The sequence below is a fragment of the Sphingomonas sp. A2-49 genome (assembly GCF_025548555.1).
In the GTDB taxonomy this organism is placed as follows: domain Bacteria; phylum Pseudomonadota; class Alphaproteobacteria; order Sphingomonadales; family Sphingomonadaceae; genus Sphingomonas.
Genome location: NZ_JAJLPA010000013.1, coordinates 64,041 through 89,316 on the forward strand (window position 1 = coordinate 64,041; position 25,276 = coordinate 89,316).

A 25,276-nucleotide genomic window follows, 5' to 3' on the forward strand; every position below is an offset into this window, starting at 1 on the left:
GCTAACACGCATCAGCGCGGCGAAGGCTCCCGCACGGCGCCCGAATGCCGGCGCCGTCGCGCGATCCAGCGCCAGCATCCCGTCGCGAACAGCAACGCCGGCAGCAGGCCGGATACGAAGACCAGCCAGCGTCCGCCGAGCCCGAGCGCCTCGCCGCCGTGCAGCGGATGGAGCCAGGCGAGGACCGTGTCCCCGCCCCCGTCGCCTCGCTGGTCGCGAACCGCCAGCACCCGGCCGTCATACGGGTCGAGCCAGACGTTGCTGCGCGGAAACCGCCGGCTCGGCTCGCCCGGTACCATCAGGTTAACGCGGACGACGCCATGCGCGTCGGCGGGCGTCTCGATCCAGGCGAGCGTCGATCCGGGCAGCAACCGCCGCGCCCGCGCCACCAGCGCATCGAGCGGCAGGAACCCGGCGGGCCGCGGCACGCTCGCCATGGGCGGCACGGTGGCGAGCGGCGAGACGCGCGCGGCCGTGGCGCGCACCGGGTCGGGCAGGTCGAGCAGGATGCCGGTGACCGTCACGACGATCAGCACGACTGCGCCGGCGATCCCGGCCCATTTGTGGATGTCGTACAGCCGCCGCGACGCCACCGCGCCGCGCTTCCAGGCGAGCGACCGGCGCCAGCCGCCATGCCGCGGCCACCACGCCCACAGGCCGCTGACGAGCAGCACCAGCATGACGATCCCGGCGATCCCCATCGCGGTCCCGCCGGCCTCCCCCAGCAGCAGCCGGTAATGGAGGTCGTAGAGCCACGTCGTCGCATATTCGCCCCAGAACCCACGCCGCACCGCGTGCAGGGTCGCCGGATCGAGCCACAGCATCAGCGGCGCGAAGGCGCGCCCGCGCGTCTCGACCGGGCGGTAATAGCGCACCGGGATCGGCCCGCCGTCGGGCGTCGCCTCGATCCGCCAGGCCCCCGTCCGCGCCGGATTGTCGCGGCGCAGCGCGTCGTAGACCGCCTGCCACGACGCCGGGCGCGCCGCCGCATCTACCCGCGCCAGCGCAGGGTCGAGCATCGTGTCGATGGCCGGGTAGAAGACGAGGCCGCTGCCGGTCAGGCCCGTCACCACGAACAGCAGGCCGATGCCGAGCCCCAGCCACACATGCATGCGCCGGATCGCGACGCGCACCCGTTGCACGCCGGTGGTCACAGCGTCAGCCGGATGCTGCCGCCGAGCGCGCGCCCCTCCGCCGGCGAATGCAGGACCTGGGTCCCGTCGAACCAGACATATTCATAGGCGCGGTCGCCGATGTTGCGGACCTGTACCGCGACCTCCAGCCGCGGCATCATCCGCCATGCGACCTCGCCGGCCACGACCAGATAGGCGCCGTAGCGCGGCAGCGTGTTGGCGGGGGTCAGCTCATAACTCGACTGGCCGTTGCCCCACAGCGACACGCGCCAGCGCGGCAGCGGGACGATATCGAGCCCGGCGGAAAACAGGTTCTGGGGAACGTGGTCGATCCGGTTGCCCGCCTGCGACGGCGTCGCCGGATCGGGGGTGACGATCCGGGCGCGCTGGCGGGAATAGGCGCCCCAGACCGACACGCCCGTCACCGGCGCGAGGGTCAGCTGCACGTCGATCCCCTGCCGCCGCGTCGCGCCGAGGTTGTCGCTGTCGCCCGAGGGATCGTTGAGCCGCCGCTTGATCTCGCCGCTCGCCGTCTGCCGCCACGCGGCGAGCCGCGCCTGCAACCAGCGTCCGCGCGCCAGCTTGACGCCGGCCTCCCACCCCGCGTTGATCGACGGATCGAGGTCGAGCGTGCGCGGCGGTACCTTGTAGGCGCCCGCACCGACGCCGATCTGAAAGGTGCGGCCGTAATTGCCGTAAGCGGTGACGCCCGCGATCGGGGTGACCGCGACGCTCAGCTTCGGCTGGCTGATCGTACCATAATCGTTGATCGGATAACGCTGGCCATTCAGTCGGTTGGTCAGCGTTCCCGATACGACGTCGAACCGCCAGGCGGGCGTGATCCGCAACCATGCGGCCGGCTCGACGCTCGCCTGGATATAGCCGCCCGCAACGGTCAGCCCGAACGCCTGGTCGCGCGTCTGGCTCGTGATCCGCCGGTCCTGCGTCAGCCAGCGCAGGCTCCGGTTGTCCTGCACCTGCACATCGCCACCGACATCGATCGTCAGCGCGTGTACGAACGTCACCGCCGGGTGATAGTGCAGCGTCGCCAGCGCGCCATACTGTTGCTCGCGCGTCAGCCGCCGCTGCTGCGCCACGGCGGCGGAAAAGCGGACGTAGCGGTCGTCGATCAGGCCGTTGGCATAGCCCTTCGCGCTGAACGATACGGCGTCGGTCAGGTCGGCGTCGAGATGCAGGCTGTACTGGTCCGTCTGGCGACGCCCCCCGTCCTGCGCCGACAGGGCATAGGAGCGTCGCCGGTCGGTATAGGCATCCGCATCGGTCAGATACCCCGGCTCGTCCGCCTCGACCACGGCCTGTCGCACGATCGCGCCGACCCGTACGGCGCCCCCGTCGTAAAACCACTTGCCTGCGAAACTGACGCGGTCGAGCCCGGCATGGTCACGGAAGCCGTCGCTGCGACGATAGCCCAAAAAATAATTCTGGCTGAACCGCCCGGTCTCGACGCCCGCGGCAAGCTGCGCCTCCGCGGTGCCGAACGCCCCCACGAACCCGCGCGTATCGAGATAGGTGCCGCCGATCCGCGTCGTGATGTCGGCAGAACCGGCGATCGCGTGCAGGCCGTAGCGCGGATCGGCGGTGCCTCGGACCAGCTCCACCGCAGCGATGTCGAGCGGCATGACGCCGTCGATGAACGGCATGCCGCCGTCGTTGGCGTTGGCGGGCACGCCGTCGATCAGCAGCTTGACCGCGTTGATCTCGCCTTCGCCGTTGAAGCCGCGGATCGAGAACCGGCCGGAGGTGGTCCCTTGGTTGAAGTCCGTCAGCGTGACGCCGGGCAGGCGCGCGAACACCTCCCATGCATTGTCGACGCTCTGGCGCTGCGCGACGTCGGCGCCCAGCCGGTCGACGGAGGTCAGCACGTCGCCCGGCGCGGCGTCGCGCGCGGTGACGACGATGTCGCCGACCGAGAAGACGGTGTCGGGCGAAGCACCCGGGGTGTCGTGGTGGTGGCCGTCCGTCTGCGCCCCGGCAGGGGCACACAGGACGAGCATCGTGGCCGCCGCGGCGGTCTGAACATAGGTCATGCAGGCATATCCCGATCCCGGCGGCGCTCCCATCGGGGCGCCGCCGTCACTGTCACGATGGGTGGATCAGGCGCGGAGCGGTGGCCCCCGCGGCGGCGGTCGCAGATGGCGTGCCGACGGCCACGCCGCCGCCATCGCCATGGGGATCGCGGTCATCGCGGCGAGCACCGGGGCCGCGACCGCCGCCGCGTCGATCGGCACGGCGACGCTTTGGGTCAGCGCGGCGAACGGGCACGGCGTTTCCGCCTGCGCCTCGTCGCCCCTCTCGTGGCCATGGGTGGCGGCGGCGTGACCGCCGTGTCCGCCGGCCATGCGCATCGCCACGACGGGGCCGGTACCGCTGCAGATCTGCAGCACGGCGCGGCCATCGACGACGCCGACCATGAACCCGGCGGGTACGAGCAGTTTCACCGCGAGCACCAGCAGCGCCAGCCCGAGGGCCAGCGCGCGACGATCCAGCAGGTGGCGGCGCAGCGACGTCACCCCGCGTGCCTAGACGCGATGGACGCCCCTGTCATCGGTCGGACGGACGAGAGATGGCGCGCCCCCTTCCCGCAGGCCGGGTCGATCCGCTAAGCCCCTGCCGTCATGACCGATCTTGCCATCCTCTACGAACATCCCGCCTGGTTCGTGCCGCTGTTCGCGGCGCTCGACCGGCGCGGCATCGGCTACACCGCGCTGACGCCGGACGGCGACTGGGACCCGGCCGACCGTCGTCCGCCGGCACCTTTGGTCTTCAACCGCATCGCGATGTCGAGCTTCCTGCGCAGCGGCGAGCATCCGATCTTTCACGCCTCGGCGCTGCTCGACCACTGGCGCCGCGCCGGCGCGGGGATCGTCAACGGTCCGGAGGTGCTGGCGATCGATTCGTCCAAGGCACGGCAATTGTCGCTGATCGCGAGCCTTGGCCTCGCCATCCCGGCGACGCGGGTGGTGCATCGTGCCACCGATGTCCCCGCAGCGGCGGCGGCGATCGGCTTTCCGCTCGTGGTGAAGGCGAACATCGGCGGATCGGGGGCGGGCATCGTCCGCTTCGATTCGGCCGACGAGCTGCACGCGGCGGTCGCCGACGGCACGTTGCCTTCCAGCATCGACGGCGTGCTGCTCGTGCAGGACTATGTCCCCGCCCGCAACGGCACGATCACCCGGATCGAGACGCTGGATCGTGCCTTCCTCTATGCGATCGACGTCGCCGGCGGCGGCGCGTTCGACCTGTGCCCGGCCGATGCCTGCGTCGTCCCCGGCAGCGGCATCGCGATGACCGCGACCACCCCGCCGCCCGCGCTGATCGCCGCCGCCGAGCGCATCGCGGGCGCGGTCGACCTCGACGTCGGCGGGGTCGAGGTGATGATCGACGATCGCGATGGCGTCGCCCGCTTCTACGATATCAATGCCTTGTCCAACTTCGTGGCCAGACCGCATGAGATACTGGGCTATGATCCGCACGACCGCCTCGTCGACTATCTCGTCACCCGGATGAAGGACGCCTGATGCGCTACGGTTACTGGATGCCCGTCTTCGGCGGCTGGCTGCGCAATGTGCCCGACGAGGGGATGGAGGCGAGCTGGGACTATGCCAAGCGCCTGACCCAGCGGTCGGAACGCTGGGGTTACGACCTCAGCCTGATCGCCGAGCTCAACCTCAACGACATCAAGGGGATCGAACAGCCTGCGCTCGACGCCTGGTCGACCGCCGCCGCGCTCGCCGCGGTGACGGAGCGGATCGAGCTGATGGTCGCCGTCCGCCCCAATTTCCACCACCCGGCGCTGTTCGCCAAGGCCGCGGCCAACATCGACCGGATCTCCGGTGGGCGGCTGGCGCTCAACGTCGTCTCGTCGTGGTGGGCGGACGAGGCGAGGCAATATGGTTTGCAGTTCGACGAGCACGACGATCGCTATGCGCGCACGGAGGAATGGCTGACCGTCGTCGATGGTCTTTGGACGCAGGAACGGTTCAGCTTCGACGGGCGCTTCTATCGCACCGAGGACGCGATCTGCGCGCCCAAGCCGGCGCGGCGCCCGACCGTCTATGCCGGGGGCGAGAGCGAAAAGGCCAAGACGATGATCGCCGCCCAGTGCGACGCCTATGTCATGCACGGCGATCCGGTCGCGGCGATCGCGCCCAAGATCGCCGACATGGCCGCGCGCCGCGCCGCCGCCGGGGGCCCGCCGATGCGCTATGGCATGGCCGCCTATGCGATCGTCCGCGACAGCGAGGCGGAGGCGAAGCGCGAGCTCGACCGCATCACCACCGTCGCCGAACTGCCGGCGGGATACGCCAATTTCGATCAGTGGCTGTCGGGCACGCAGCTCGAACGCGACTTGAAGATCCAGGAATATTCCGTCTCGAACAGGGGGTTGCGCCCCAACCTTGTCGGCACGCCCGAACAGCTGAAGGAGCGCATAGCAGAATATGAGGCCGCGGGGCTCGACCTGCTGCTGCTTCAGATGAGTCCGCAGGAAGAGGAAATGGAGCGGTTCGCGGTGCAGGTGATGGGCACCGCCTGAGCGCAACCAAGCGCAGGGGGGCGACGTTGTCACGAACTCGTCACATCCCGCGTCCACCGAGGCACGTATGGCAACCATGGTCTCGGCAGCACCCTCGTCACCGGCGCGCGGCCCGCGACTGGACGGGAATCTCCACCCCGCCGGACGCTGGCTGTTCCTGGCGGTGCTGGTCGGAGCGCTCGGCTATGCCGGCGGCAGCATCGTCGCCGACACCGCGGAAGTCGGCGAGACGCTGGCGACGGGTGTGTTCCTGTTCCTGGGTCTCGCGCTGCTGATCGCGCTGGCGTTCGAATTCGTCAACGGCTTCCACGACACCGCCAATGCGGTCGCCACCGTCATCTATACGCACGCGCTGCCGGCGCACGTCGCCGTGGTCTGGTCCGGGTTCTTCAACTTCCTCGGCGTGTTGCTGTCGTCGGGGGCGGTCGCCTATTCGATCATCACGCTGCTGCCGGTCGAACTGATCCTGCACGTCGGATCGGCCGGCGGGTTCGCGATGATCTTCGCGCTGTTGCTCGCCGCGGTGCTCTGGAACCTCGCGACCTGGTACGTCGGCCTGCCCAATTCGTCGAGCCACGCGCTGATCGGATCGATCCTCGGCGTCGGGCTCGCCAACCAGTTGCTCTCGCGCGGGCTCGGCGGCACCGCGGGCGTCGACTGGCATCAGGTCCAGAAGGTCCTGTCGGCGCTGCTGATAAGCCCGCTGATCGGCTTCGGCGGCGCGCTGCTACTGCTGCTGGTGATGAAGCGGTTCCTGCGCGACCCGCAATTGTACCGCGCGCCCGACACCGGCGCGCCGCCGCCGCGCGGCATCCGCGCGACGCTGATCCTCACCTGCACCGCGGTCAGCTTCGCGCACGGCGGCAACGACGGGCAGAAGGGCATGGGGCTCATCATGCTGATCCTGATCGGCTGCGCCCCCACCGCCTATGCGCTCAACCGAACGGTGCCCGAAAGCGCGACCCCGGCTTTCGTCCAGCACGCCCGCACCGCAGAGGCGATCTTCGCGCGCCAACCGGGTCCCGAACCGCGCGCCCTCGACGCCGCCCGCGCGACCGTGACGCAGGGGATCGCGACCCGCCGTATCGACACGCCCGCGGTCTATGGCGCGCTGTCGTCGCTGTCGCGCGACGTCGGCGACCGGCTGGCAAGTTACGGCTCGCTCGGCAAGGTGCCCGCCGCGGCGACGCCGAACCTGCGCGGCGACATGTATCTGGTCCTCGACGCCAGCAAGCTCATCGCCGCCGACCCCGGCGCGCAGGCACGCTTCACCGCGAAGGAGATCGCGGGGATAAAGGACTATGCCGGCGCGCTGGAGGACGGCACGCGCTACATCCCGCTGTGGGTGAAGGTGACCGTCGCGATCGCGCTGGGGCTCGGCACGATGGTCGGCTGGCGCCGGATCGTCGTCACCGTGGGCGAGCGGATCGGCAAGACGCACCTGACCTATGGCATGGGCATGTCCGCCGAGCTGATGACCGCCGCGACGATCCTGCTCGCCGACCGGTTCGGCATGCCGGTATCGACGACGCATATCCTGTCGTCGGGCGTCGCCGGCGCCTCGGTCGCGAACGGCGCCGGGCTGCAATGGCGCACGATCCGCAACATGGCGCTCGCCTGGATCATGACGCTGCCCGCGGCGATGCTGCTGGCCGGCGGGCTCTACTGGCTGCTGCTTTCGATCCTGCGCGCCACGACGGGCGGCTGACCGCAACACTTCCGTCACGCGGCCGTGATGGCAGCGTCACATCCGTCGGGCAGGACGCGTCCCGGGAACGCCGCGTTCCCGGGGGGCCGACATGACCACCGCCGACCACGACACCGCCGACATCCTCGCCTTCGTCAGCCATCGCCCGACGCAGCCGGAGCGGCCCGGCGTCACCCGCCGCCGCTATCGCACGATCTGGATATCCGACGTCCACCTCGGCACGCGGGGCTGCAACGCCGACATGCTGATCGACTTCCTCGACCATGTCGACAGCGACCAATTGTACCTGGTCGGCGACATGATCGATGGCTGGCGGCTGAAGAAGCGCTTCTTCTGGCCGGCCAGTCACAACGACGTCGTGTGGCGACTGATGAAGCGGGCGAAGCGCGGCACCCGCGTCACCTATATTCCCGGCAACCACGACGAGGTGTTCCGCCAGTTCGCCGGCCTGGATTTCGGCGGCGTGAAGATCCGGCGCAAGGCGATCCACACCACCGCCGACGGCCGCCGCCTGCTGGTGCTGCACGGCGACGAATTCGACGCGATCACGCTCGCCCACCGCTGGGTCGCGGTGATCGGCGACGGCGCCTATACCGCGCTGATGGTGGTCAACCGCTGGGTCAATGCCGGCCGCCGGTTGCTCGGTCTGCCCTATTGGTCGCTGTCGAAGCACGCCAAGGCCAAGGTGAAGAATGCGGTCGCCTTCATCTCGCGGTTCGAGGAGGTCGTCGCCCATGCCGCCGGGTCGCGCGGCGTCGACGGCGTCGTCTGCGGCCATATCCACACCGCAGAGATCCGCACGATCGGCGACATCGCCTATTACAACGACGGCGACTGGGTGGAGGGATGCACCGCGCTGGTCGAGCATTTCGACGGCCGGATGGAATTGCTGCACTGGGCCGACGAGATCGCCCGGCGCGACGCCGCCGAACGGCTCGCGACGATCGCCGCCTGATGCGGATCGCCCTCGTCACCGACGCGTGGATGCCGCAGGTCAACGGCGTCGTCCGCACGCTGACCGCGATCCGGCGCGAGCTCGAATCGATGGGGCACGAACTGCTGGTCGTATCGCCAGACCGGTTCGCGAACCTGCCGTGCCCCAGCTATCCCGAAATCCGGCTGGCGCTTGCGCGCCGGCGCAGCGTCGGCCGCCTGATTTCGGCCTTTGGCGCGGATGCCATCCACATCGCCACCGAAGGCCCGCTCGGGCTTGCCGCGCGGCGCTGGTGCATCGCGCAGGGGCTGCGGTTCACCACCGCCTATCACACGCAATTTCCCGATTACGTCGCGGCGCGCACCGGCGTCGATGCCGGCTGGATCTGGCGCTACATCCGCTGGTTCCATGCGCCGGCGGAGGCGATCCTCACCTCCACCCCCTCGGTCGACGCCGTCCTGCGTCACCACGGCCTGCCGCGGCTGCGCCGCTGGGGCCGCGGCGTCGACCTCACCACCTTCTCCGCCGCCGGCGCGACCGATCCGGCAATCACGACGCTTGCTGGCCCGATCCTGCTGTACGTCGGTCGCGTCGCGGTGGAGAAGAACGTCGAGGCATTCCTGGAGGCGCCCGTCGCGGGCACCAAGGTGGTGATCGGCGACGGCCCGGCGCGGGCGATGCTTGCCGCGCGCTACCCGCAGGCGCACTTCCCGGGGGCGCGGTTCGGGCCTGCGCTCGCCGCGGCCTATCGCAGCGCCGACGTGCTCGTGTTTCCCAGCCGCACCGACACGTTCGGGCTGGTGATGATCGAGGCGCTGGCCTGCGGCACGCCCGTCGCCGCCTATCCGGCGCCGGGGCCGGTCGACGTGCTCGACGCGACGGTCGGCGCGATCGATCCCGACCTGGCCGTGGCGATCGGTGCCGCGCTGGGCCGGGATCGCGCCACCTGCGCCGCCTATGCCGGTCGCTTCACCTGGGCGGCGAGCGCCGCGCAGTTCCTCGCCGGGCTCGCCCCGATCGGGGCGAGCGCCGCCGCCCGCGCCGCCTGATCGTCAGTCCAGCCCGCCGCCCAGCGACCGGTACAGCTCGACGAGGTTGCTGCCACGCGACAGCCGCGTCGACACGAGCTGCTGCTGCGCGGTGTAGAGGTTGCGCTGCGCATCGAGCGTCGTGAGGAAGGAATCGACCCCGGCGCGATAGCGTGCGTCCGAAATGCGGAAGGCGACGCTCGCGGCGTCGGTCCGCGCCGTCTGCGCCGCGATCTGTTCGTCGATCGTGCCGCGCTGCGCCAGCGCGTCTGCGACCTCCCGGAACGCGGTCTGCACCGTCTTCTCATAGGTCGACACCGCCGCCTGCTGCTGCGCGCGCGCGACCTCGACGTTGCCGCGCAGCCGGCCGCCGTCGAACAGCGGCAGCGAGACGGCGGGCGAGCCGGTATAGGTGAAGCTGCCGCCCGAGAACAGGCCGCTGAGCGCGGTGCTGATCGTCCCCAGCGTCGCGGTCAGCGAGATGCGCGGGAACAGCGCTGCACGCGCCGCGCCGATATTGGCGTTCTGCGCGATCAGCTGATGCTCGGCCTGCAACACGTCGGGGCGGCGCAGCAGGACGTCGGACGCGACGCCGGCGGGCAGCACCTGGAGCGCCGCGTCGCCGTTGCCCAGCCCCTCCGGCAGCAACGCCGCCGCGATCGGGGTGCCGACCAGCAGGTCGAGCGCGTTCTTGTCCTGCGCCAGCCGGGTGCGCAGCACCGCGATGTCGTTGCGCGCGGTCTGGTACGTCGTTTCCGCCTGCCGCGCCTCCAGCTCGGACGCGACGCCGATGCGGAACTGCGCGCGGGTCAGTTCCAGCGACTGTTCGAACGACTTCAGCGAATCCTGCGAGATGCGCAGCTGGTCCTGATCCGACGCCAGCGTCAGCCATGCCGTCGCAATCTCGGCGATCAGGCTGATTCGGGTCGACCGTTGCGCCTCCTCGGTCGCGAAATACTGCTCCAGCGCGGCACGGTTGAGGTTGCGGACGCGCCCGAACAGGTCGAGCTCGAACGCGGAGAAGCCGGCGTTGACCGAATAGAATTCGAGGTTGGTCGACGAGGATGTCCCGACGCCCGCACCGGTGCCTGTCCCGGTCCCGGTGCCCGTCCCGCCGCCGGCGGCCCCACCCAGCGCGCCCGCGGCGCCCTGGATGTTGTTCGTATAGGTCCCCGACCCCGACAGCGTCGTCGAGGGCACGAGGTCCGCGCGCTGCACCCGATATTGCGCCCGCGCCTGCAACACGTTCGCCGCCGCGACGCGCAGGTCGCGGTTGTTCTCCAGCCCCAGCGCGATCGTGTCGCGCAGTCGCTGATCGGTGAAGAACGTCCGCCAGCCGATCCGGGTCACGTCGGGCGCGTCGGTGGCGGCGGCCGGATAGACCCCGCCCTGCGGCAGGCTGGCTGGCACCGCGCCGACCGGACGGACGTATTTCGGCGCGAGGTTGCAGCCGGCGAGCGCGGTGGCCGCGAGCAGCCCGAGGACGATCTTGCTATGCATCACGCTCACGCTCCCTGCGGTGCCGGGACCGGCCCGTGCCCGCCGTCGTCATTCCGCCCGCCCTCCGGCCGCCCGTCTCGCTCGGCATCGCTATCGCCATCGCCATCGCGCCCCGCATGGCCGTCGTCGCCGTGCCCAAACAGGCGCAACACGACGACGAAGAACATCGGCACGAAGAAGATCGCGAGGATCGTCGCCGACAGCATGCCGCCGACCACCGCGCGGCCGATCGCATTCTGGCCGCCCGCACCCGCGCCGGTAGAGATCGCGAGCGGCATGACGCCGAACACGAAGGCGAGGCTGGTCATCAGGATCGGCCGCAGGCGCAGCTTGGCCGCCTCCACCGCCGCGTCGAACGGCCGCATCCCCTCGTTGATCCGCTCCTCGGCGAACTCGACGATCAGGATCGCGTTCTTCGCCGACACGCCGATCGTGGTGATGAGGCCGACCTGGAGGTAGATGTCGTTGTTGAGCCCCGTCAGCGTCGCGGCCAGGACCGCGCCGAGCACGCCGAGCGGCACCACCAGCAGCACCGAGATCGGCACCGACCAACTTTCGTACAGCGCCGCGAGGCACAGGAACACGATCAGCAGCGACAGGCCGTACAACGCCGGCGCCTGCCCGCCCGACAGCCGTTCCTCGTAGCTGAGCCCGGTCCATTCGAGGCCGGTGCCCGGCGGCAATTTGGCGTGGATCGCCTCCATCGCCTTCATTGCCGCGCCGGACGAGACGCCGGGCGCCGCCTGGCCAAGGATCTCCATCGCGGGCAAGCCGTTGTAGCGGGTCAGCTGCGCGGGCGCCTGCGCCCAGGACAGCGTCGAGAAGGCGGTGAACGGCGCCATCGTGCCGGTCGCGCCGCGGACGTAGAAATTGCCGATGTCCTCGGGCTTCAAGCGATAGGGCTCGTCCGCCTGGATGTAGACGCGCTTGACGCGGCCGCGATCGATGAAGTCGTTGACGTAGGCGCCGCCCCACGCGGTCGAGATGGTGTTGTTGACCGTGCCGAGGTCGAGCCCGAGGGCGCGCGCCTTGTCCTGATCGACGTCGATCTTGAGCTGCGGCGCGTCGTCGAGCGCGTTGGGGCGCACGCCGACCAGCGACTTGTCCTGCGCCGCCATACCCAGCATCATGTTGCGCGCCTCGACCAGCTTGGCATGGCCGACGCCGGTCTGGTCGACCAGCTGGAGGTCGAAACCGGTCGCATTGCCCAGCTCCTGCACCGCCGGCGGGATGACCGCGAAGATCATGCCGTCCTTGAACGCAGAGAATACGCCCATCGCCCGGCCGGCGATCGCCTGCGCCTTGTTCGCCGCGCCCTCGCGCTGATCCCAGCTCTTCAGCGGGATGAACGCGATGCCGCTGTTCTGGCCGGCGCCGGCGAAGCTGAAGCCGTTGACGGTGAACACGCCCTGGACGTTGCCGCCCTCCTTTTGCAGGAAATGGTCCTTGATCGTGTCGAGGCCCTTCTGCGTGCGCGTGGTGGTCGCGCCCGGCGGACCCTGCACCAGCGCGATCATGATCCCCTGATCCTCGTCGGGCAGGAAGCCCGTCGGTAGGCGCATGAACATGAACGCCATGCCGGCGACGATCAGCAGATAGACGAGCATCGACCGCTTCCAGCTGCGTGCCGTCTTGCGGACGCCGCGTTCGTAGCGGGCCTGCCCACGATCGAACTTGTCGTTGAACCAGCGGAAGAAGCGCGCGAGCGGGCCGTTGCCCTCCGCCTTGCCGGGATCGTGCGGCTTCAGGATCGTCGCGCACAGCGCCGGGGTGAGGATCAGCGCGACCGCGATCGAGAGCACCATCGCCGAGACGATCGTGATCGAGAACTGGCGATAGATGACGCCGGTCGATCCGCCGAAGAACGCCATCGGCAGGAACACCGCCGACAGGACGAGCGCGATGCCGACGAGCGCGCCGGTGATCTCGTCCATCGATTTGCGCGCCGCTTCCTTCGGCGTCAGGTGTTCGGTGGTGATGAGCCGCTCGACGTTCTCGACGACGACGATCGCGTCGTCGACCAGCAGGCCGATGGCGAGCACCGTGCCGAACAGCGTCAGCGTGTTGATCGAGTAGCCGGCGATGGCGAGGATCGCGAACGTCCCCAGCAGCACGACCGGCACCGCGATCGTCGGGATCAGCGTCGCGCGCCAGTTCTGGAGGAACAGGAACATGACGAGGAACACAAGCACCACCGCCTCGATCAGCGTGTGCACCACCTGTTCCACCGACAGCCGCACGAACGGCGACGTGTCATAGGGGTAGATGACCTTGACGTCGGAGGGGAATTGCTTGGCGATCTGGTCGACGCGCGCCTTGATCGCGGTCACCGTCGTCAGCGCGTTGGCGCCGGGCGCCAGCTTGATGCCGATGCCCGATGCGGGCTTGCCGTTCCACTGAGAGGAAAAGCCGTAATTCTCGGCGCCGATCGCGACGCGGGCGACGTTGCCCAGCCGCACGACCGATCCGTCGGCGTTGCTCTTCAGCCGGATCGCGGCGAATTGCTCGGGCGAGGTCAGGCGCGATTCCACCGAGACGGTGGCGTTGAGCATCTGTTCCTTGGGCGCGGGCTGCGCGCCGATCTGGCCGGCGGACACCTGTGCGTTCTGGGTCGTGATCGCCGCCGTCACGTCGGCCATCGTCAGCGCGTAATTGTTGAGCTTCATCGGATCGACCCAGATCCGCATCGCATATTGCGATCCGAACACCTGCGTGTCGCCGACGCCGTTGACGCGGGCGAGCGGGTCCTGAAGCTTGGAGACGATATAGTCCGACAGGTCGGAATCGCTGTGGCTGCCGTCGGCGGAATACAGGCCGACGAACATCAGGAAGTTCTGCGTCGCCTTGGCGACCAGCAGCCCCTGGCGCTGGACCTCCTGCGGCAGCAGCGGGGTCGCCGCCTGCAGCTTGTTCTGGACCTGCACCTGCGCGATGTCGGGATCGGTGCCCTGTTCGAAGGTCAGCGTGATCGTGACCGTGCCGGCGGAGGAGGACGAGGACGAGAAATAGCGAAGGTTGTCGATGCCCTTCAGCTGCTGCTCGATGATCTGGGTGGTGGTGTTTTCCAGCGTCTGCGCGTCGGCGCCCGGATAATTGGCGGTGATCGACACCGCCGGGGGGGCGATCGCCGGGAACTGAGCGATCGGCAGGCTGCGGATCGCGAGCACGCCCGCGAGCATGACCACGATCGCCAGCACATAGGCGAAGATCGGGCGATCGATGAAATAGCGCGACATGATCGGTTACTTCGCCTGTGCTGCGGGCGCGCCGGCGCCGCCCTGCGGGGCTCCGGCGGCGGGCGCGTTGGGGTTCCACGGCTTGCCCTGTACGGCCATGCCGGGGCGCAGCATCATGCCGCCCTCGACGATCACCTTGTCGCCGGGCTTGATGCCGCCGGTGACCAGCCAGTTGTCGCCGACCGTCCGGTTGGTCTGGAGCATGCGCGGCTGCACCTTGCCGTCGGCACCGATCACCATCGTCGTCGCCTGCCCCTTTTCATCGCGGCTGACCGCGCGCTGGGGGACGAGGATCGCATTCTGGTCGGTGCCCTCGGCCAGCGAGGCACGCACGAACATGCCGGGCAGCAGCAGGCCGTTGGGGTTGGGGAACAGCGCGCGGATCACCTGCGATCCCGTCGTCGGATCCACCGTGACGTCCGCAAAGCGCAGCGTGCCCTGCGGGCCGTAGGCGGACCCGTCCTCGAGCTTCAGCGAGACGCGGGCGTTGCCGTCGCGGGTCAGCTGGCCGCTCATGATCTGCTGGCGCAGCTTGAGCAGGTCGGCGCTCGACTGCTGGATGTCGACGTAGATCGGATCGAGCCGCTGGATCGTCGCCAGCGGCGCGGTCTGCGCCGCGGACACCAATGCGCCGGTGGTGAAGGCCGAACGGCCGATGCGCCCGGTGATCGGCGCGCGGATGGTGGTACGGGCGAGGTCGATCTGCGCGGTGCGGACCGCCGCCTGCTGCGCCGCAACATCGGCGCGCGCCTGCTGCGCGCTGGTCTGCGCGTTTTCCAGGTCCTGCCGGGCGATCGCGTTGATCTTGACGAGCTCGTTGTAGCGACGCGCCAGCGCCGCGCTGGACGCGATCGCGGCGCGGGCCCGCGCCAGGGCGGCACGCGCGCTCGCCACCTGTGCCTCATAGGGCGCGGGATCGATCCGGTAGAGCGGCTGGCCCTTGCGGACCATGTCGCCCTCGACGAACAGGCGCTGGAGCACCAGGCCGTTGACCTGCGGCCGGACTTCGGACGTCTCGTAGGCGGTCGTGCGACCGGGCAGCTCGCTGGTCAGGGTCACCGCCTGTTCGCGCACGACGACATAGCCGACGGTTGGCGGACCCTGCGGCGCCTGCTGTTGCGGCTGGCCGCCCCCGCATGCCGCGAGAGCCATTGCCAACGCGAGCACCGCCACCCCGTGTCGCTTGATTGCCATGCAAAATGTCCGTCGCTGAAATTGTGAGTGATCGATCACTCACGTCCTGCTACCTCTTCGGACGAAGCAGCGTCAAGGCTCCGCTGGACGAGGATGGAATGATCGACCCAAGAAAATGTTGCGGCGCACCAATGAATAAGGGCGAAGAGCGGCGCTGGCGGGTGATCGCGGCAGCGCGCAAATTATTCATAGATAATGGTTTTCATGCGACGGGCATCGCCCAGATCGCCAGGGAATCGGGTGTCGCGGTCGGCCAGCTGTATCGCGATTTCGCGGCCAAGGAGGACATCGTCGCTGCCATCGTCAACGCCGATTGTCGGTCGTTCATGGCCGCCGACGCGCTGCGACTCGCGATCCAGGACGGCCAGGAGCATGAGGTTCGCGACTGGATCCGGCAGTTCGTCATGCCCGACGAGGACGACGAGGACGATGGCCGCCTGTTCGCCGAGATCATCGCGGAGGCGGCACGCAACGCGCGCGTCGCGGCGATCTTCGAAAGCATCCACGACGATGTCCGCGTGCTGATGCTCGACGCGCTGGCGATGCTCGCGAGCGGCGATGCGCTGGCGGTCCGGCGCGCCGCGCTGGCGGACGCGATCCTGACGATGTCGCTGGGGCTGCTCCACCATCGCCTGGTCCGTCCGCGTTCGGACATGACGCCGCTGGTCACGACCCTGCTCGGCATCATCGATCGCGAGATCGACGCCCTGCGACGCGAAGCGCGCTTGCCCGGGGGGGAGCGGTAGGCGGCCGCATTCGGCGGGGCACGACCGCCCGGCGACCCGCGCCGCCGGTCACTCCGGCCCCTGCCCCGTGCGCACCGGCCGGAACGCCTCGGGATCGATGCCGTAGCGGGAAAGCTTGTAATAGAGCGTTTTCCTCGGAACGCCGAGCAGTTCGACCGTCCTGACGACGTTACCGCCGCTGGCACGCAGGGCGTCGACGATCGTGCGCGTCTCGAATTCGGCGACACGGGTCGGCAGGTCGCGCGCCGCCTCGCGATCCGCCGCCGCGTCGCCGTCGCCGTCCAGCACGCAGGCGAACGCATGATTGCGCAATTCGCGCACGTTGCCCGGCCAGCCATGCTCCAGGACGTGACGCCGCGCCGCCTCGTCGATGCGAAAGTCCGGCCGTGCCAGCGCCCCGCGCGCTTCCTCGACGAACGCGACGAACAGCAGCATGCGGTCGTGGCCGCGATCGCGCAGCGGCGGCAGCCGCAGCCGCGCCGCCGCCAGCCGGTGATAGAGGTTCGCCCGGAACGCCCCCGCCGCGACCGCCTCGCCCAGGTCGCCACGGCCGGTCGCGACGATATGCAGGTTCACCGCCTCGCTGCGTTCTGCGCCGATCGGCTGCACCTCGCGCTCCTCGATCACCCGCGACAGCGCGGCCTGCACCTCGGGCGCCAGCGCGTCGATCTCGTCGAGCAGCAGCGTGCCGCCATGCGACGCGACGATGCTGCCGATGCGCGCGAGGCGCGTGTGCGGCACGCTGTCGGCGGCATGGCCGAACAGCTCGATCGCCGCCGTCCCGGGCGCGAGCGCCGCGCAATGGACGGCGACGAACGGCCGCTTGCGCCGCGGGCCGAGCCGGTGCAGCATCGCCGCGACCAGATCCTTGCCCGTGCCCGTCTCCCCCTCGATCAGCACGTCGATGTCGGCCTCGGCCAGTCGGCGGATGGTGCCGCGCAGCGCGACGATCGCCGCGCTGTCCCCGATCAGCGGGCTCGCCGCCTCGCCCTCCGCCACCGCGGCGCGCAGCCGGCGGTTCTCGACGATCAGCCCGCGCCGTTCGAGCGCCCGCGCGATCGTCGCGATCAGGTGGTCCGAGGCGAAGGGCTTGGTCAGGAAGTCGAACGCGCCGTCGTGCAGCGCCGCCACCGCCATCGGCACGTCGCCATGTCCGGTGACCAGAATCACCGGCAGGTCGGCATCGAGCGCCCGGACGTTCGCGAGCAATTGCAGCCCGTCCATCCGCGGCATGCGGATGTCGGACACGATCACGCCGTCGAAATCGGGCGTCAGCGCCGCCAGCGCCGCCTCCGCCCCCGCGAATGCGCGCACGGTCAGGCCGGCCAGTTCCATCGCCTGCACCGTCGCGCCGCGCAACGCCTCGTCGTCCTCGACGAACAGGATGGTCTGGCCGCTCATGCGCGTCGCAGCGTCAGCACGAAGACCGCGCCCGGTCCGGTGCCCCGCGCCAGCGCCAGTCCGCCGCCGAACTCGATCGCGATGTCGCGCGCGATGGCGAGGCCGAGCCCCAGCCCGCCCGCCTTGGCGGACGCGAACGGCGTGAACAGCGTATCGTCCAGGCTGGCATCGACGCCCGGACCATTGTCGTTCACCTGCACGTCCAGCGTGGCCTCGCGGCTCCGCGCGGCGATCGTCACCCGCGCGCCGGCGGTATCGACGACGGCGTCGAGCGCATTCTGCACGAGGTTGACCAATATCTGTTCCAGCCGGATCCGGTCGGCGTGCACGCGCACTGCGCGCAGGTCGGCGGGCACCGCATCGACGACGATGCCGCGCGCGCGGTCGCCGATCAGCATCAGGGTGCCGTCGATCGCCTCGCCGATCGTCGGCGCACCCCGCGACGGGGTCCGCCGCCGGGCGAAGGCGCGCAATTCGCCGGTGATCGCTCCGATCCGCTCGGTCAGCTCGACGATCCGCCCCAGATTCTCGCGCGCGCGCTCCGGCGCGTCGCGGTCGATCAGCTTGGTGCCGTTTTCGGCGAAGGTGCGGATCGCGGCGAGCGGCTGGTTGATCTCATGCGCGACGCCGGCGGTAATCTGGCCGAGCGAGCCCAATCGGTTGGCCTGCGCCAGCTCCTCGCGCGCGGCGCGAAAGCGGCGATCGGCCTCGGCCCGCTCCTCCGATTCGACGACCAGCCGCGCATTGCTGTCGCGCAGCTCCGCGGTGCGCCGCGCGACCTCCTCCTCCAGCGCGGCGCGCGCGCGCGACTGGAGCCGCCGCCGTTCCGCCGCGCGCAGGCCGGTCCCGCCGACCAGCCCGAGGACGAGCAGCAGCCCCGCCCCCCACAGCATCGCCTGCCCCCGTGCCGCGGCGAGCTGCGGTGCGAGCGGGGTCAGGTGCAGCAACCGTCCGCCCCGCAGCGGCACCGCCGCCTCCGCCACGCGATAGCACAGCCGCGGCGTCCGGATCGCGTCGCGGCCGGTCAGCCGGAACGCCAGCGTCGCGGGCAACGCCGCGCCGAACTGGCGCGACCGGCGCAGCGCCGCGGCGGCCGCGGCGTCGAGCGGGCGCGTCGGATGGAAGCGCCAGCCGGACATGCTGGTGACGAGGATCAGGCCGTGCGGATCGATCACGACGGTGGCACCCGACGCCTGCGCCCATTCCCGCTCCAGCCGGTCGAATTCGACCTTGACCACGATGACACCGAGCGGACGGCCGCCGCGATCGATGCGTCGGGCAAGGTACAGCCCCGGGCGGCGGCTGACCGTGCCGAGCGCGAACACCTCCGCCTGCCCGCGGCGCATCGCGTCGGTGAAATAGCCGCGGAAGGCATAATCCTGCCCGACGAAGCTGGTCGGCAGGCGCCAGTTGCTCGCGGCGACGGCGCGCCCGTGCAAGTCGATTGCATAGAGCGCCGCCGCGTCGGTGCGTGCCGCGAGCAGTTCCAGCGTCGCATCGAGCCGCCCCACCGCCGGCCCGTCGGCTCCGGCCAGTGCGCGCGCGACATCGGGATATTCCGCCAGCACGAGCGGCAGGAGCCGGAATTTCTGCAATTCGCTGGCGAGCAGACCGGCATGCGTCCGTGCGATCGCGATCGCGGAGCGATCGGTGGCGGATCGCGCCGATGCCGCGGCCCAGCGCGCACCGAGCGCGACCGCCGCCGCCAGCATTGCGGCGACCGCCAGCGCCCAGACCGTCCGGCGCCGCAGCCTCATGCGGTGCGCGGCCGGCACGATCCCGCCGCTCCGGCGCGGGGCGGCGCCGGGCGTCCTGCGATCAGCGGCTCGGCCAGATCGCCAGGCTGGTGTCGACCAGCCGTTCGAGATCGGCGCGGCTGGCGCCCGACCCCGCCTGTACCGCCATCCCCTGCAACAATGCATAGAGGTAGCTGGTCAGTCCGAGCACGTCGACATGGGCGGGCAAATCGCCGTCGCGCTTGGCCTGTTCGAACCGCCCGATCAGCGCCGCCTGCGACGACGCGCGCCGCGCGATGACGTCCGCCTTGATCGATTCGGCCTCCGCGCCGCACGCCATCGCGCTGATGACGCCCAGGCACCCCTTGGGGTCGCACTGGCTGGTCTGCATCGCCAGCGCACCGCGCATGAACGTCTCCGCGACGCCCCGCGCGGTCGGCTGTTCGAGCGCGACGCGGATATATTCCAGCTTCTCCGCCTCATAGAGGTCGAGCGCCTTGTGGAACAACGCCTCCTTGTTGCCGAAGGCGGCATACAGGCTGGGCCGGGTGATCCCCATCGCCTCGGTCAGGTCGGCGAGCGAGGCGCCTTCATATCCCTTGCTCCAGAACACGCGGAGCGCCGCCGCGAGCGCGGCGTCGGTGCAGAATTCGCGCGGGCGACCCTTGGGCGGCAATGCCGCCACGGGCAGGTCCGGCGCGGAAGGATCCGCAACGGGCAGAACGGCCAAGCTTTCCATATCGCTCAGTATAGAACTCGCCGCCTCGACAAACAAGGCTGGTCCGGACCGATCACGCGGCCACGGCTCGGTCGCCCGCCGCCACCCGGCCGTCGATCGTCAGCGCGCGCGCCACCGCCTCGGCGATTTTGATGCCGTCGACCGCTGCCGACAGGATGCCGCCGGCATAGCCCGCCCCCTCGCCCGCCGGATACAGGCCGGCGGTGTTGACGCTCTGGAAGTCGTCGTCGCGGGTGATGCGGACGGGCGAGGACGTGCGCGTCTCCACCCCGGTCATCACCGCGTCGGGATGGTCGTAGCCCGGTATCTCGCGGCCGAACGCGACCAGCGCCTCGCGCATCGCGGTGACCGCGAAGTCGGGCAGGCAATCGGCGAGGTCGGTCAGCCGCACGCCCGGCCGGTAGGAGGGGACGACGGTGCCGAGCCGCGTCGACGGCCGCCCCGCCAGGAAGTCGCCCAGTCGCTGCGCCGGTGCCTTGTAGTCGCCGCCGCCGACCTCGAACGCGCGGCTTTCCCAGTGGCGCTGCAATGCGATGCCGGCGAGCGGATCGCCCGGATAGTCGCGCGCCGGATCGATCCCGACGACGATCCCCGAATTGGCGTTGCGCTCGTTGCGCGAATATTGGCTCATGCCGTTGGTCGCGACCCGGCCGGTTTCGGACGTCGCCGCGACGACCGTGCCGCCCGGACACATGCAGAAACTGTAGACCGTGCGTCCGTTCCCGCAGTGATGCGACAGGCTGTACGCCGCGGCGCCCAGGTCGGGATGCCCCGCGCACGGGCCGAAGCGCGCCTCGTCGATCCAGCTTTGCGGATGCTCGATCCGCACGCCGATCGAGAAGGGCTTGGCCTCGAGATGCACGCCGCGCGCGTGCAGCATGTGAAAGGTATCGCGCGCGCTGTGGCCCAGCGCCAGCACGACCGGCCCCGTCGCGATCGTCTCGCCGGATTGCAGGACGATACCGCGCAGCCGGCGGCGCCCGTCGGCCGCGACCTCGATATCGAGGTCGTCGACGCGCTGCTGGAAGCGATATTCGCCGCCCAGCGCCTCGACCGTGGCGCGCATGCTCTCCACCATCGTCACCAGGCGAAAGGTGCCGATATGCGGATGCGCCTCGGTCAGGATCTCCGGCGGGGCGCCGGCCTTGACGAATTCGGTCAGCACCTTGCGGCCCAGGTGCCGCGGGTCCTTGATCTGGCTCCACAGCTTGCCGTCCGAGAAGGTGCCAGCCCCGCCCTCGCCGAACTGGACGTTCGATTCGGGGTTGAGCTCGCTGCGCCGCCACAGGCCCCAGGTATCCTTGGTCCGCTCGCGCACCACCTTGCCGCGGTCGAGGATGATCGGCCGGAACCCCATCTGGGCGAGGATCAGTCCGGCGAACAGGCCGCACGGCCCCGCGCCGACGACCACCGGGCGCGGTCCGGCATAGCCCGGCGGCGCCTTGGCGACGAACCGGTAGCCGGTGTCGGGGGTCGTGTTGACGTCGCGGTCGCGCCTGAACCGCGCCAGCACCTGCGCCTCGTTCTTCACGGTCACGTCGATCGAATAGACGAAATGGATGTCCATCTTGTCGCGCGCGTCGTGCGCCCGCCGTGCGATCGTATAGCGGATCAGGTCGCGCGGCGTGATCCGCAGCCGGTTGCGGATCGCAGCCGCCAGAGCCTCCTCGGGATGATTGAGGGGCAGCTTCAACTCGGTAATGCGCAGCATGCCCCGCTGTAGCGCCTTCGCCGGCGGTCAGCCAGCGGGGTCTACCAGCGCCCGTCCGCCGTCCGCTCGCCCCGCCATTCGGCGATCCGCCGCGCCGTCGCCGGCGACAGCGCGGATGGCAGCGCACCGGGCGGGAAGAATCGTGCCTCCGCCAGCTCGACGCCGTCCGCCACCGGCGGATCGTCGGTCCGCCCGCGGATCAGCGTCACGGTATCGCGCCGTCCCTCCGCCGACGATTCGAAGGCGCTGACCGGCACCGCGTCGCGCAGGACGCAGCGCGTCTCCTCCCGCAATTCCCGCGCCGCTGCGCCCACGGCCGACTCGCCCCGCGCCATCCCGCCGCCGGGCAGCATCCACAGGTCTGAACGGCCGTAGCGATGCCGCACCAGCAGCAACCGTCCGCCGCCGTCGAACGCCATCACCTTCACCCCCCGCGTCCGCCAGCCGAGCAAGGCCAGGGCCCACCGGCGCATGCGATAGCCAAGGTCGATCAAAGGCCGCATCGCCGCATGCTATCCGGACCGCGGCACCCCCGCCAGCACCTTGCCCTGCCGGGCCTAACGGGCGAAGAGGCGCTGCGAAGGGGAGCCGCCATGTCCATCCTGTCCGACCGCTGGATTCGCGAGCGCGCGCTCGCCGATGCGATGATCGAACCGTTCGTCGAATCGCAACGCCGCGACGGCTGCATCAGTTACGGCCTGTCGAGCTATGGCTACGACGCCCGCGTCGCCGACGAATTCAAGGTGTTCACCAACATCGACAGCGTCATCGTCGATCCCAAGGACTTCGCGGCCAACAGCTTCGTCGATCGCAAGACCGACGTCTGCATCATCCCGCCGAACAGCTTCGCACTGGCGCGGACGGTGGAATATTTCCGGGTGCCGCGCGACGTGCTGGTCATCTGCCTTGGCAAGTCGACCTATGCGCGGTGCGGGATCATCGTCAACGTGACGCCGCTGGAGCCCGGCTGGGAGGGGCATGTGACGCTCGAATTCTCGAACACCACCCCGTTGCCGGCCAAGATCTACGCCAACGAGGGCGCGTGCCAGTTCCTGTTCCTGCAAGGCAACGAGCCGTGCGAGACGAGCTATGCCGATCGCGCCGGCAAATATATGGGACAACGCGGGGTCACCCTGCCGCGTCTGTAGGCGCCGACGGCCCGCCCTGCCGGACGGGCCGCAGCAGGATCAGCGCGTCGCCAGCGTCGTCTCCGGCATCGTCAGCCGGGCCAGGCCGCGCGACGCGACCTCGTGCGACGACGTCACCGCGCCGTTCGGCATGTCCATCGCCACCACCGGGCGCTGCAGCACGTCGCCGTAGAGCGCGCGCGCATCGGCGGTACGGCCGGTGCGCGCATAGGCCACCGCCAGGTTCAGCATCAGTTCGGGCCGGTCGGGGAAGATCCGCCGCTCCGCCTCGATCCGCTTCGCCGCCGTCGTGAAGTCGCCCGCGGCGATCGCCTGATAGCCCATACGGTCCTTGGCCAGCGCTGGCGTCGTCAGGCATGCACCCGCCAGCATCGTCGCGACAATCACACGCATTGCATCGTCTCCTTCCCCCGTCCGATCGACAGGTTTCATTTTTGTGACACTGTTGTGTCACTTGGAAGACAGCGCTGCAAGCATCTATAGACGGGAATGGACCCGCCCTCGGGGGCGATCCGGTTCGTCCCGGGACATCCCGGGGGTGCGCCGCCGACGACAAGGACGTAACAGGGTCGCGATGCGGCTCGCGCACGGCCATGCATCCCGCGGGCGGCGCGGGTTGCCGCGCCGGGGCTGTTGATGCCGCGGCCGCTGTGCGCCCGCGGGCGCGGCGTCAGGGTCGGTCGATCTCGACCATCACGACGTCGTGATCGCGCATCGGCAGGCGCAATGTCCCGGTTCCGTCCCGCCCGACGACGATCGTCTGCACCACCGGCGTATCCGTGGTGAGCGCGGCGAGCCGGGCGCGCTGCGCCGCATCGAGCGCGGCGGGGCGACCCATTTCCAGATAGGCGGTATAGGCGTCGTTGTGCCGGTATCCGGTGCGCCGCACCCGCGCGCGATGGCGGCCCGGCGCGAGTCCCTGGAACGCGATACGGAGGGGCGGCGCCTCGGCAGCAGGACGGACGCGGGTGAAGAACGGACGGTTGCTCACCGCCTGCACGGGCAGCACGTCGCGCCACGCCAGCACCTGTACCGTCTTGCCCCTGATCGCGGCGATGCTCTGCGGGTCGCCCGTCGCCAGTTCGCTGTCGCCCAGATCGTGCAGGTATTTATAGGCGAGCCATGACGGCTTGCGGATCCCCTGCGGCGTCATCAGGCCGAACCCGCCCTCGAACGGGCGACCCTGCGCCCCCGGTTCCTCGAACAGGTCGCTGAACGTCCAGTAGCTCATGCCCTGCGCCAGTCCCTCGGTCCGCCGCAGCTTGCCGAGGATATAGGCGGCACCGAGATAGTCGTCGTGGATCGCATCGCGCGGGCTGTAGCTGGTGCTCCACTCGGTGAAGAACAGCGGCAGGTGCGGGCGCGACGACGCCGCGATCTGCGCGCGCACCCGGCGCACGTCGGCGACGATCGCATCGGGATCGCGCGACAGCTTGGTGTCGCCCTCGCCCTTCTCGTCGAGGAAGCCGCCCTCGACGCCATAGGTGTGCGTGGTCACGAAATCGACCGGCAGCGCCTGCCGGTCGGCGAAGGCCAGGAACTCTGGGACCCAGGCGGCGCCGGCGGTCGACGGTCCGCCGACGCGCAACGCCGGATCGACCGCCTTCAGCGTGCGCGCGGTGCGGGCATAGAGGTCGAAATAGGCCGGCTGGTCGGCCTTTTCCCAGAAACCGGCGAGGTTGGGCTCGTTCCACACCTCAAAATACCAGCTGCGCACCTCCGCCGCGCCGTATCGTTGGATCAGGTGACGCGCGAACGCATCGACCAGTGCGGTCCAGGGGCCGGCCTGCGGATGCGAGGTATTGCCCTTCCAGTAGAAGATCGTCTGATCCGACGTCTTCATCGCATCGGGGGTGAAGCCCAGTTCGACGAAGGGCTTGAGTTTCATCGCGAGCAGCCGGTCGTACAGCCGGTCGATCCGCGTCCAGTCGATCACCGGCTTGCCGTCGACCAGCCGGTACACGCCCAGCTGGTCCGCGAAGACATTGTGGAAGCGGATATAGCGGAATCCCAGTTCGCGCTGCACGATCTCCAGCTGCGCGAGGCTGTCGTCGCGCTCCAGCGTCCCCGGAAAGTCGGACCCGATCGACAATTGCGCCATCCGGTTCCGCGGCGTGACGGGGCCGCGGACATCGACAGCGATCGTCCGCGCCGCCGCAGCCGCCTGCACCGTGCGCGGTGTCGGCCCGGCGATCACCGGTCCCGCCAGCGCGAGCAGCGCCGCGCCGCAGGCCAGCCGCAATCCTGCGCCCGGCGTCCCGCGATGCGTGGCCGGCGCGCCGGCGGCACGGGCAGGCTGCGCGCGCGGGCGGCGATCGGTGGCGCACACCGTCCCGCCATCGGTCGTCCGGTCGTGCGGGCCCGCCCCGTCAGTGTTCGCCCCTGCCCGCATCGCGATACCCTCCTGGTCCGTTTCGATCAGGATAGCGCTACCACGTCGCGATTGCATAGCCGCTTCCGTCGTCCGGCCATCCGCAGGTGCCGGTGCCGGTGCCAGTGCCGGTGCC

Annotated in this window: 20 protein-coding genes; 7 read left to right on the forward strand and 13 right to left on the reverse strand. The window is 70.0% G+C overall.

Annotated elements, in window-relative coordinates; translation table 11 throughout:
* Window positions 1–11: 11 nt before the first annotated feature.
* The 3 genes from LPN01_RS11715 to LPN01_RS11725 all read right to left on the reverse strand — a co-directional run bounded on the left by LPN01_RS11715 (window position 12) and on the right by LPN01_RS11725 (window position 3,664).
* A complete protein-coding gene (locus LPN01_RS11715) occupies window positions 12–1,154 on the reverse strand; it encodes a PepSY-associated TM helix domain-containing protein (protein ID WP_262828599.1) in 1,143 nt (380 codons plus the stop codon).
* Complete coding sequence (locus LPN01_RS11720) at window positions 1,151–3,181, reverse strand: TonB-dependent receptor (protein WP_262828600.1); 2,031 nt, start codon at window positions 3,179–3,181, stop codon at window positions 1,151–1,153. Before LPN01_RS11720 ends, LPN01_RS11715 begins: the two co-directional genes overlap by 4 nt.
* A gap of 66 nt (window positions 3,182–3,247) precedes the next feature.
* Window positions 3,248–3,664: a DUF2946 family protein gene (locus tag LPN01_RS11725; protein ID WP_262828601.1), complete on the reverse strand. Its 417-nt coding sequence runs from the start codon at window positions 3,662–3,664 to the stop codon at window positions 3,248–3,250.
* Between the two features lie 105 nt (window positions 3,665–3,769).
* Here LPN01_RS11725 and LPN01_RS11730 point away from each other — a divergent pair, with 105 nt between their 5' ends.
* From LPN01_RS11730 to LPN01_RS11750, 5 genes are all read left to right on the forward strand, one after another.
* Window positions 3,770–4,672, forward strand: coding sequence for a RimK family alpha-L-glutamate ligase (locus tag LPN01_RS11730; protein WP_262828602.1), 903 nt, complete (start codon window positions 3,770–3,772; stop codon window positions 4,670–4,672).
* Window positions 4,672–5,688, forward strand: coding sequence for an LLM class flavin-dependent oxidoreductase (locus tag LPN01_RS11735; RefSeq protein WP_262828603.1), 1,017 nt, complete (start codon window positions 4,672–4,674; stop codon window positions 5,686–5,688). The genes LPN01_RS11730 and LPN01_RS11735 overlap by 1 nt, the downstream gene beginning before the upstream one ends.
* A 67-nt stretch (window positions 5,689–5,755) precedes the next feature.
* Complete coding sequence (locus tag LPN01_RS11740; protein ID WP_262828604.1) at window positions 5,756–7,396, forward strand: inorganic phosphate transporter; 1,641 nt, start codon at window positions 5,756–5,758, stop codon at window positions 7,394–7,396.
* 91 nt (window positions 7,397–7,487) lie between these two features.
* The gene (locus tag LPN01_RS11745) at window positions 7,488–8,351 is read left to right on the forward strand and encodes a UDP-2,3-diacylglucosamine diphosphatase (RefSeq protein WP_262828605.1); all 864 of its coding nucleotides are present in this window, start codon (window positions 7,488–7,490) and stop codon (window positions 8,349–8,351) included.
* Entirely contained in the window at window positions 8,351–9,379 is a 1,029-nt protein-coding gene (locus LPN01_RS11750; RefSeq protein WP_262828606.1) for a glycosyltransferase family 4 protein, read from the forward strand. The genes LPN01_RS11745 and LPN01_RS11750 overlap by 1 nt, the downstream gene beginning before the upstream one ends.
* Window positions 9,380–9,382: 3 nt before the next feature.
* Here the strand turns inward: LPN01_RS11750 and LPN01_RS11755 are convergent, their stop codons facing one another.
* The 3 genes from LPN01_RS11755 to LPN01_RS11765 are packed head-to-tail and all read right to left on the reverse strand — an operon-like array spanning window position 9,383 to window position 15,288.
* Window positions 9,383–10,858, reverse strand: a complete 1,476-nt coding sequence (locus LPN01_RS11755; RefSeq protein ID WP_262828622.1) for an efflux transporter outer membrane subunit — start codon at window positions 10,856–10,858, stop codon at window positions 9,383–9,385.
* 5 nt (window positions 10,859–10,863) lie between these two features.
* Window positions 10,864–14,094 carry an efflux RND transporter permease subunit gene (locus LPN01_RS11760; protein WP_262828607.1) on the reverse strand — a complete coding sequence of 1,077 codons (3,231 nt, stop codon included), beginning with the start codon at window positions 14,092–14,094 and terminating at the stop codon, window positions 10,864–10,866.
* A gap of 6 nt (window positions 14,095–14,100) precedes the next feature.
* Entirely contained in the window at window positions 14,101–15,288 is a 1,188-nt protein-coding gene (locus LPN01_RS11765) for an efflux RND transporter periplasmic adaptor subunit (RefSeq protein ID WP_262828608.1), read from the reverse strand.
* Between the two features lie 131 nt (window positions 15,289–15,419).
* Here LPN01_RS11765 and LPN01_RS11770 point away from each other — a divergent pair, with 131 nt between their 5' ends.
* Window positions 15,420–16,034 (forward strand): TetR/AcrR family transcriptional regulator, encoded by a 615-nt coding sequence (locus LPN01_RS11770; RefSeq protein WP_262828609.1) that lies wholly within the window; start codon window positions 15,420–15,422, stop codon window positions 16,032–16,034.
* A 48-nt stretch (window positions 16,035–16,082) separates the two neighbouring features.
* Here LPN01_RS11770 and LPN01_RS11775 read toward each other — a convergent pair whose 3' ends face one another.
* The 5 genes from LPN01_RS11775 to LPN01_RS11795 form a co-directional block, all read right to left on the reverse strand.
* Entirely contained in the window at window positions 16,083–17,435 is a 1,353-nt protein-coding gene (locus tag LPN01_RS11775; protein WP_262828610.1) for a sigma-54-dependent transcriptional regulator, read from the reverse strand.
* Entirely contained in the window at window positions 17,432–19,192 is a 1,761-nt protein-coding gene (locus tag LPN01_RS11780; protein ID WP_262828611.1) for an ATP-binding protein, read from the reverse strand. Before LPN01_RS11780 ends, LPN01_RS11775 begins: the two co-directional genes overlap by 4 nt.
* Window positions 19,193–19,253: 61 nt before the next feature.
* Entirely contained in the window at window positions 19,254–19,856 is a 603-nt protein-coding gene (locus LPN01_RS11785; protein WP_262828612.1) for a TetR/AcrR family transcriptional regulator, read from the reverse strand.
* 106 nt (window positions 19,857–19,962) lie between these two features.
* Complete coding sequence (locus LPN01_RS11790; protein WP_262828613.1) at window positions 19,963–21,621, reverse strand: NAD(P)/FAD-dependent oxidoreductase; 1,659 nt, start codon at window positions 21,619–21,621, stop codon at window positions 19,963–19,965.
* A gap of 41 nt (window positions 21,622–21,662) precedes the next feature.
* Window positions 21,663–22,094: an NUDIX domain-containing protein gene (locus LPN01_RS11795; RefSeq protein ID WP_262828614.1), complete on the reverse strand. Its 432-nt coding sequence runs from the start codon at window positions 22,092–22,094 to the stop codon at window positions 21,663–21,665.
* 120 nt (window positions 22,095–22,214) lie between these two features.
* Here LPN01_RS11795 and dcd point away from each other — a divergent pair, with 120 nt between their 5' ends.
* On the forward strand, window positions 22,215–22,769 hold the full coding sequence (gene dcd / locus LPN01_RS11800) for a dCTP deaminase (RefSeq protein WP_262828615.1): 555 nt from the start codon (window positions 22,215–22,217) through the stop codon (window positions 22,767–22,769).
* A 39-nt stretch (window positions 22,770–22,808) separates the two neighbouring features.
* Here dcd and LPN01_RS11805 read toward each other — a convergent pair whose 3' ends face one another.
* Together LPN01_RS11805 and LPN01_RS11810 are read right to left on the reverse strand one after the other, a co-directional pair.
* Window positions 22,809–23,162 (reverse strand): tetratricopeptide repeat protein, encoded by a 354-nt coding sequence (locus tag LPN01_RS11805; RefSeq protein WP_262828616.1) that lies wholly within the window; start codon window positions 23,160–23,162, stop codon window positions 22,809–22,811.
* Between the two features lie 277 nt (window positions 23,163–23,439).
* Complete coding sequence (locus tag LPN01_RS11810) at window positions 23,440–25,161, reverse strand: GH39 family glycosyl hydrolase (protein ID WP_262828617.1); 1,722 nt, start codon at window positions 25,159–25,161, stop codon at window positions 23,440–23,442.
* Between the last annotated feature and the right edge of the window lie 115 nt (window positions 25,162–25,276).

What these genes read in the sequence shown, in the direction of transcription:
- LPN01_RS11780 (WP_262828611.1), bottom strand. Translation starts at nt 19,192, where the DNA reads ATGAGGCTGCGGCGCCGGACGGTCTGGGCGCTGGCGGTCGCCGCAATG.
- LPN01_RS11730 (WP_262828602.1), top strand. Translation starts at nt 3,770, where the DNA reads ATGACCGATCTTGCCATCCTCTACGAACATCCCGCCTGGTTCGTGCCG.
- LPN01_RS11735 (WP_262828603.1), top strand. Translation starts at nt 4,672, where the DNA reads ATGCGCTACGGTTACTGGATGCCCGTCTTCGGCGGCTGGCTGCGCAAT.
- LPN01_RS11740 (WP_262828604.1), top strand. Translation starts at nt 5,756, where the DNA reads ATGGCAACCATGGTCTCGGCAGCACCCTCGTCACCGGCGCGCGGCCCG.
- LPN01_RS11770 (WP_262828609.1), top strand. Translation starts at nt 15,420, where the DNA reads ATGAATAAGGGCGAAGAGCGGCGCTGGCGGGTGATCGCGGCAGCGCGC.
- LPN01_RS11805 (WP_262828616.1), bottom strand. Translation starts at nt 23,162, where the DNA reads ATGCGTGTGATTGTCGCGACGATGCTGGCGGGTGCATGCCTGACGACG.
- LPN01_RS11755 (WP_262828622.1), bottom strand. Translation starts at nt 10,858, where the DNA reads ATGCATAGCAAGATCGTCCTCGGGCTGCTCGCGGCCACCGCGCTCGCC.
- LPN01_RS11720 (WP_262828600.1), bottom strand. Translation starts at nt 3,181, where the DNA reads ATGACCTATGTTCAGACCGCCGCGGCGGCCACGATGCTCGTCCTGTGT.
- dcd (WP_262828615.1), top strand. Translation starts at nt 22,215, where the DNA reads ATGTCCATCCTGTCCGACCGCTGGATTCGCGAGCGCGCGCTCGCCGAT.
- LPN01_RS11745 (WP_262828605.1), top strand. Translation starts at nt 7,488, where the DNA reads ATGACCACCGCCGACCACGACACCGCCGACATCCTCGCCTTCGTCAGC.
- LPN01_RS11810 (WP_262828617.1), bottom strand. Translation starts at nt 25,161, where the DNA reads ATGCGGGCAGGGGCGAACACTGACGGGGCGGGCCCGCACGACCGGACG.
- LPN01_RS11750 (WP_262828606.1), top strand. Translation starts at nt 8,351, where the DNA reads ATGCGGATCGCCCTCGTCACCGACGCGTGGATGCCGCAGGTCAACGGC.
- LPN01_RS11765 (WP_262828608.1), bottom strand. Translation starts at nt 15,288, where the DNA reads ATGGCAATCAAGCGACACGGGGTGGCGGTGCTCGCGTTGGCAATGGCT.
- LPN01_RS11775 (WP_262828610.1), bottom strand. Translation starts at nt 17,435, where the DNA reads ATGAGCGGCCAGACCATCCTGTTCGTCGAGGACGACGAGGCGTTGCGC.
- LPN01_RS11760 (WP_262828607.1), bottom strand. Translation starts at nt 14,094, where the DNA reads ATGTCGCGCTATTTCATCGATCGCCCGATCTTCGCCTATGTGCTGGCG.
- LPN01_RS11795 (WP_262828614.1), bottom strand. Translation starts at nt 22,094, where the DNA reads ATGCGCCGGTGGGCCCTGGCCTTGCTCGGCTGGCGGACGCGGGGGGTG.
- LPN01_RS11790 (WP_262828613.1), bottom strand. Translation starts at nt 21,621, where the DNA reads ATGCTGCGCATTACCGAGTTGAAGCTGCCCCTCAATCATCCCGAGGAG.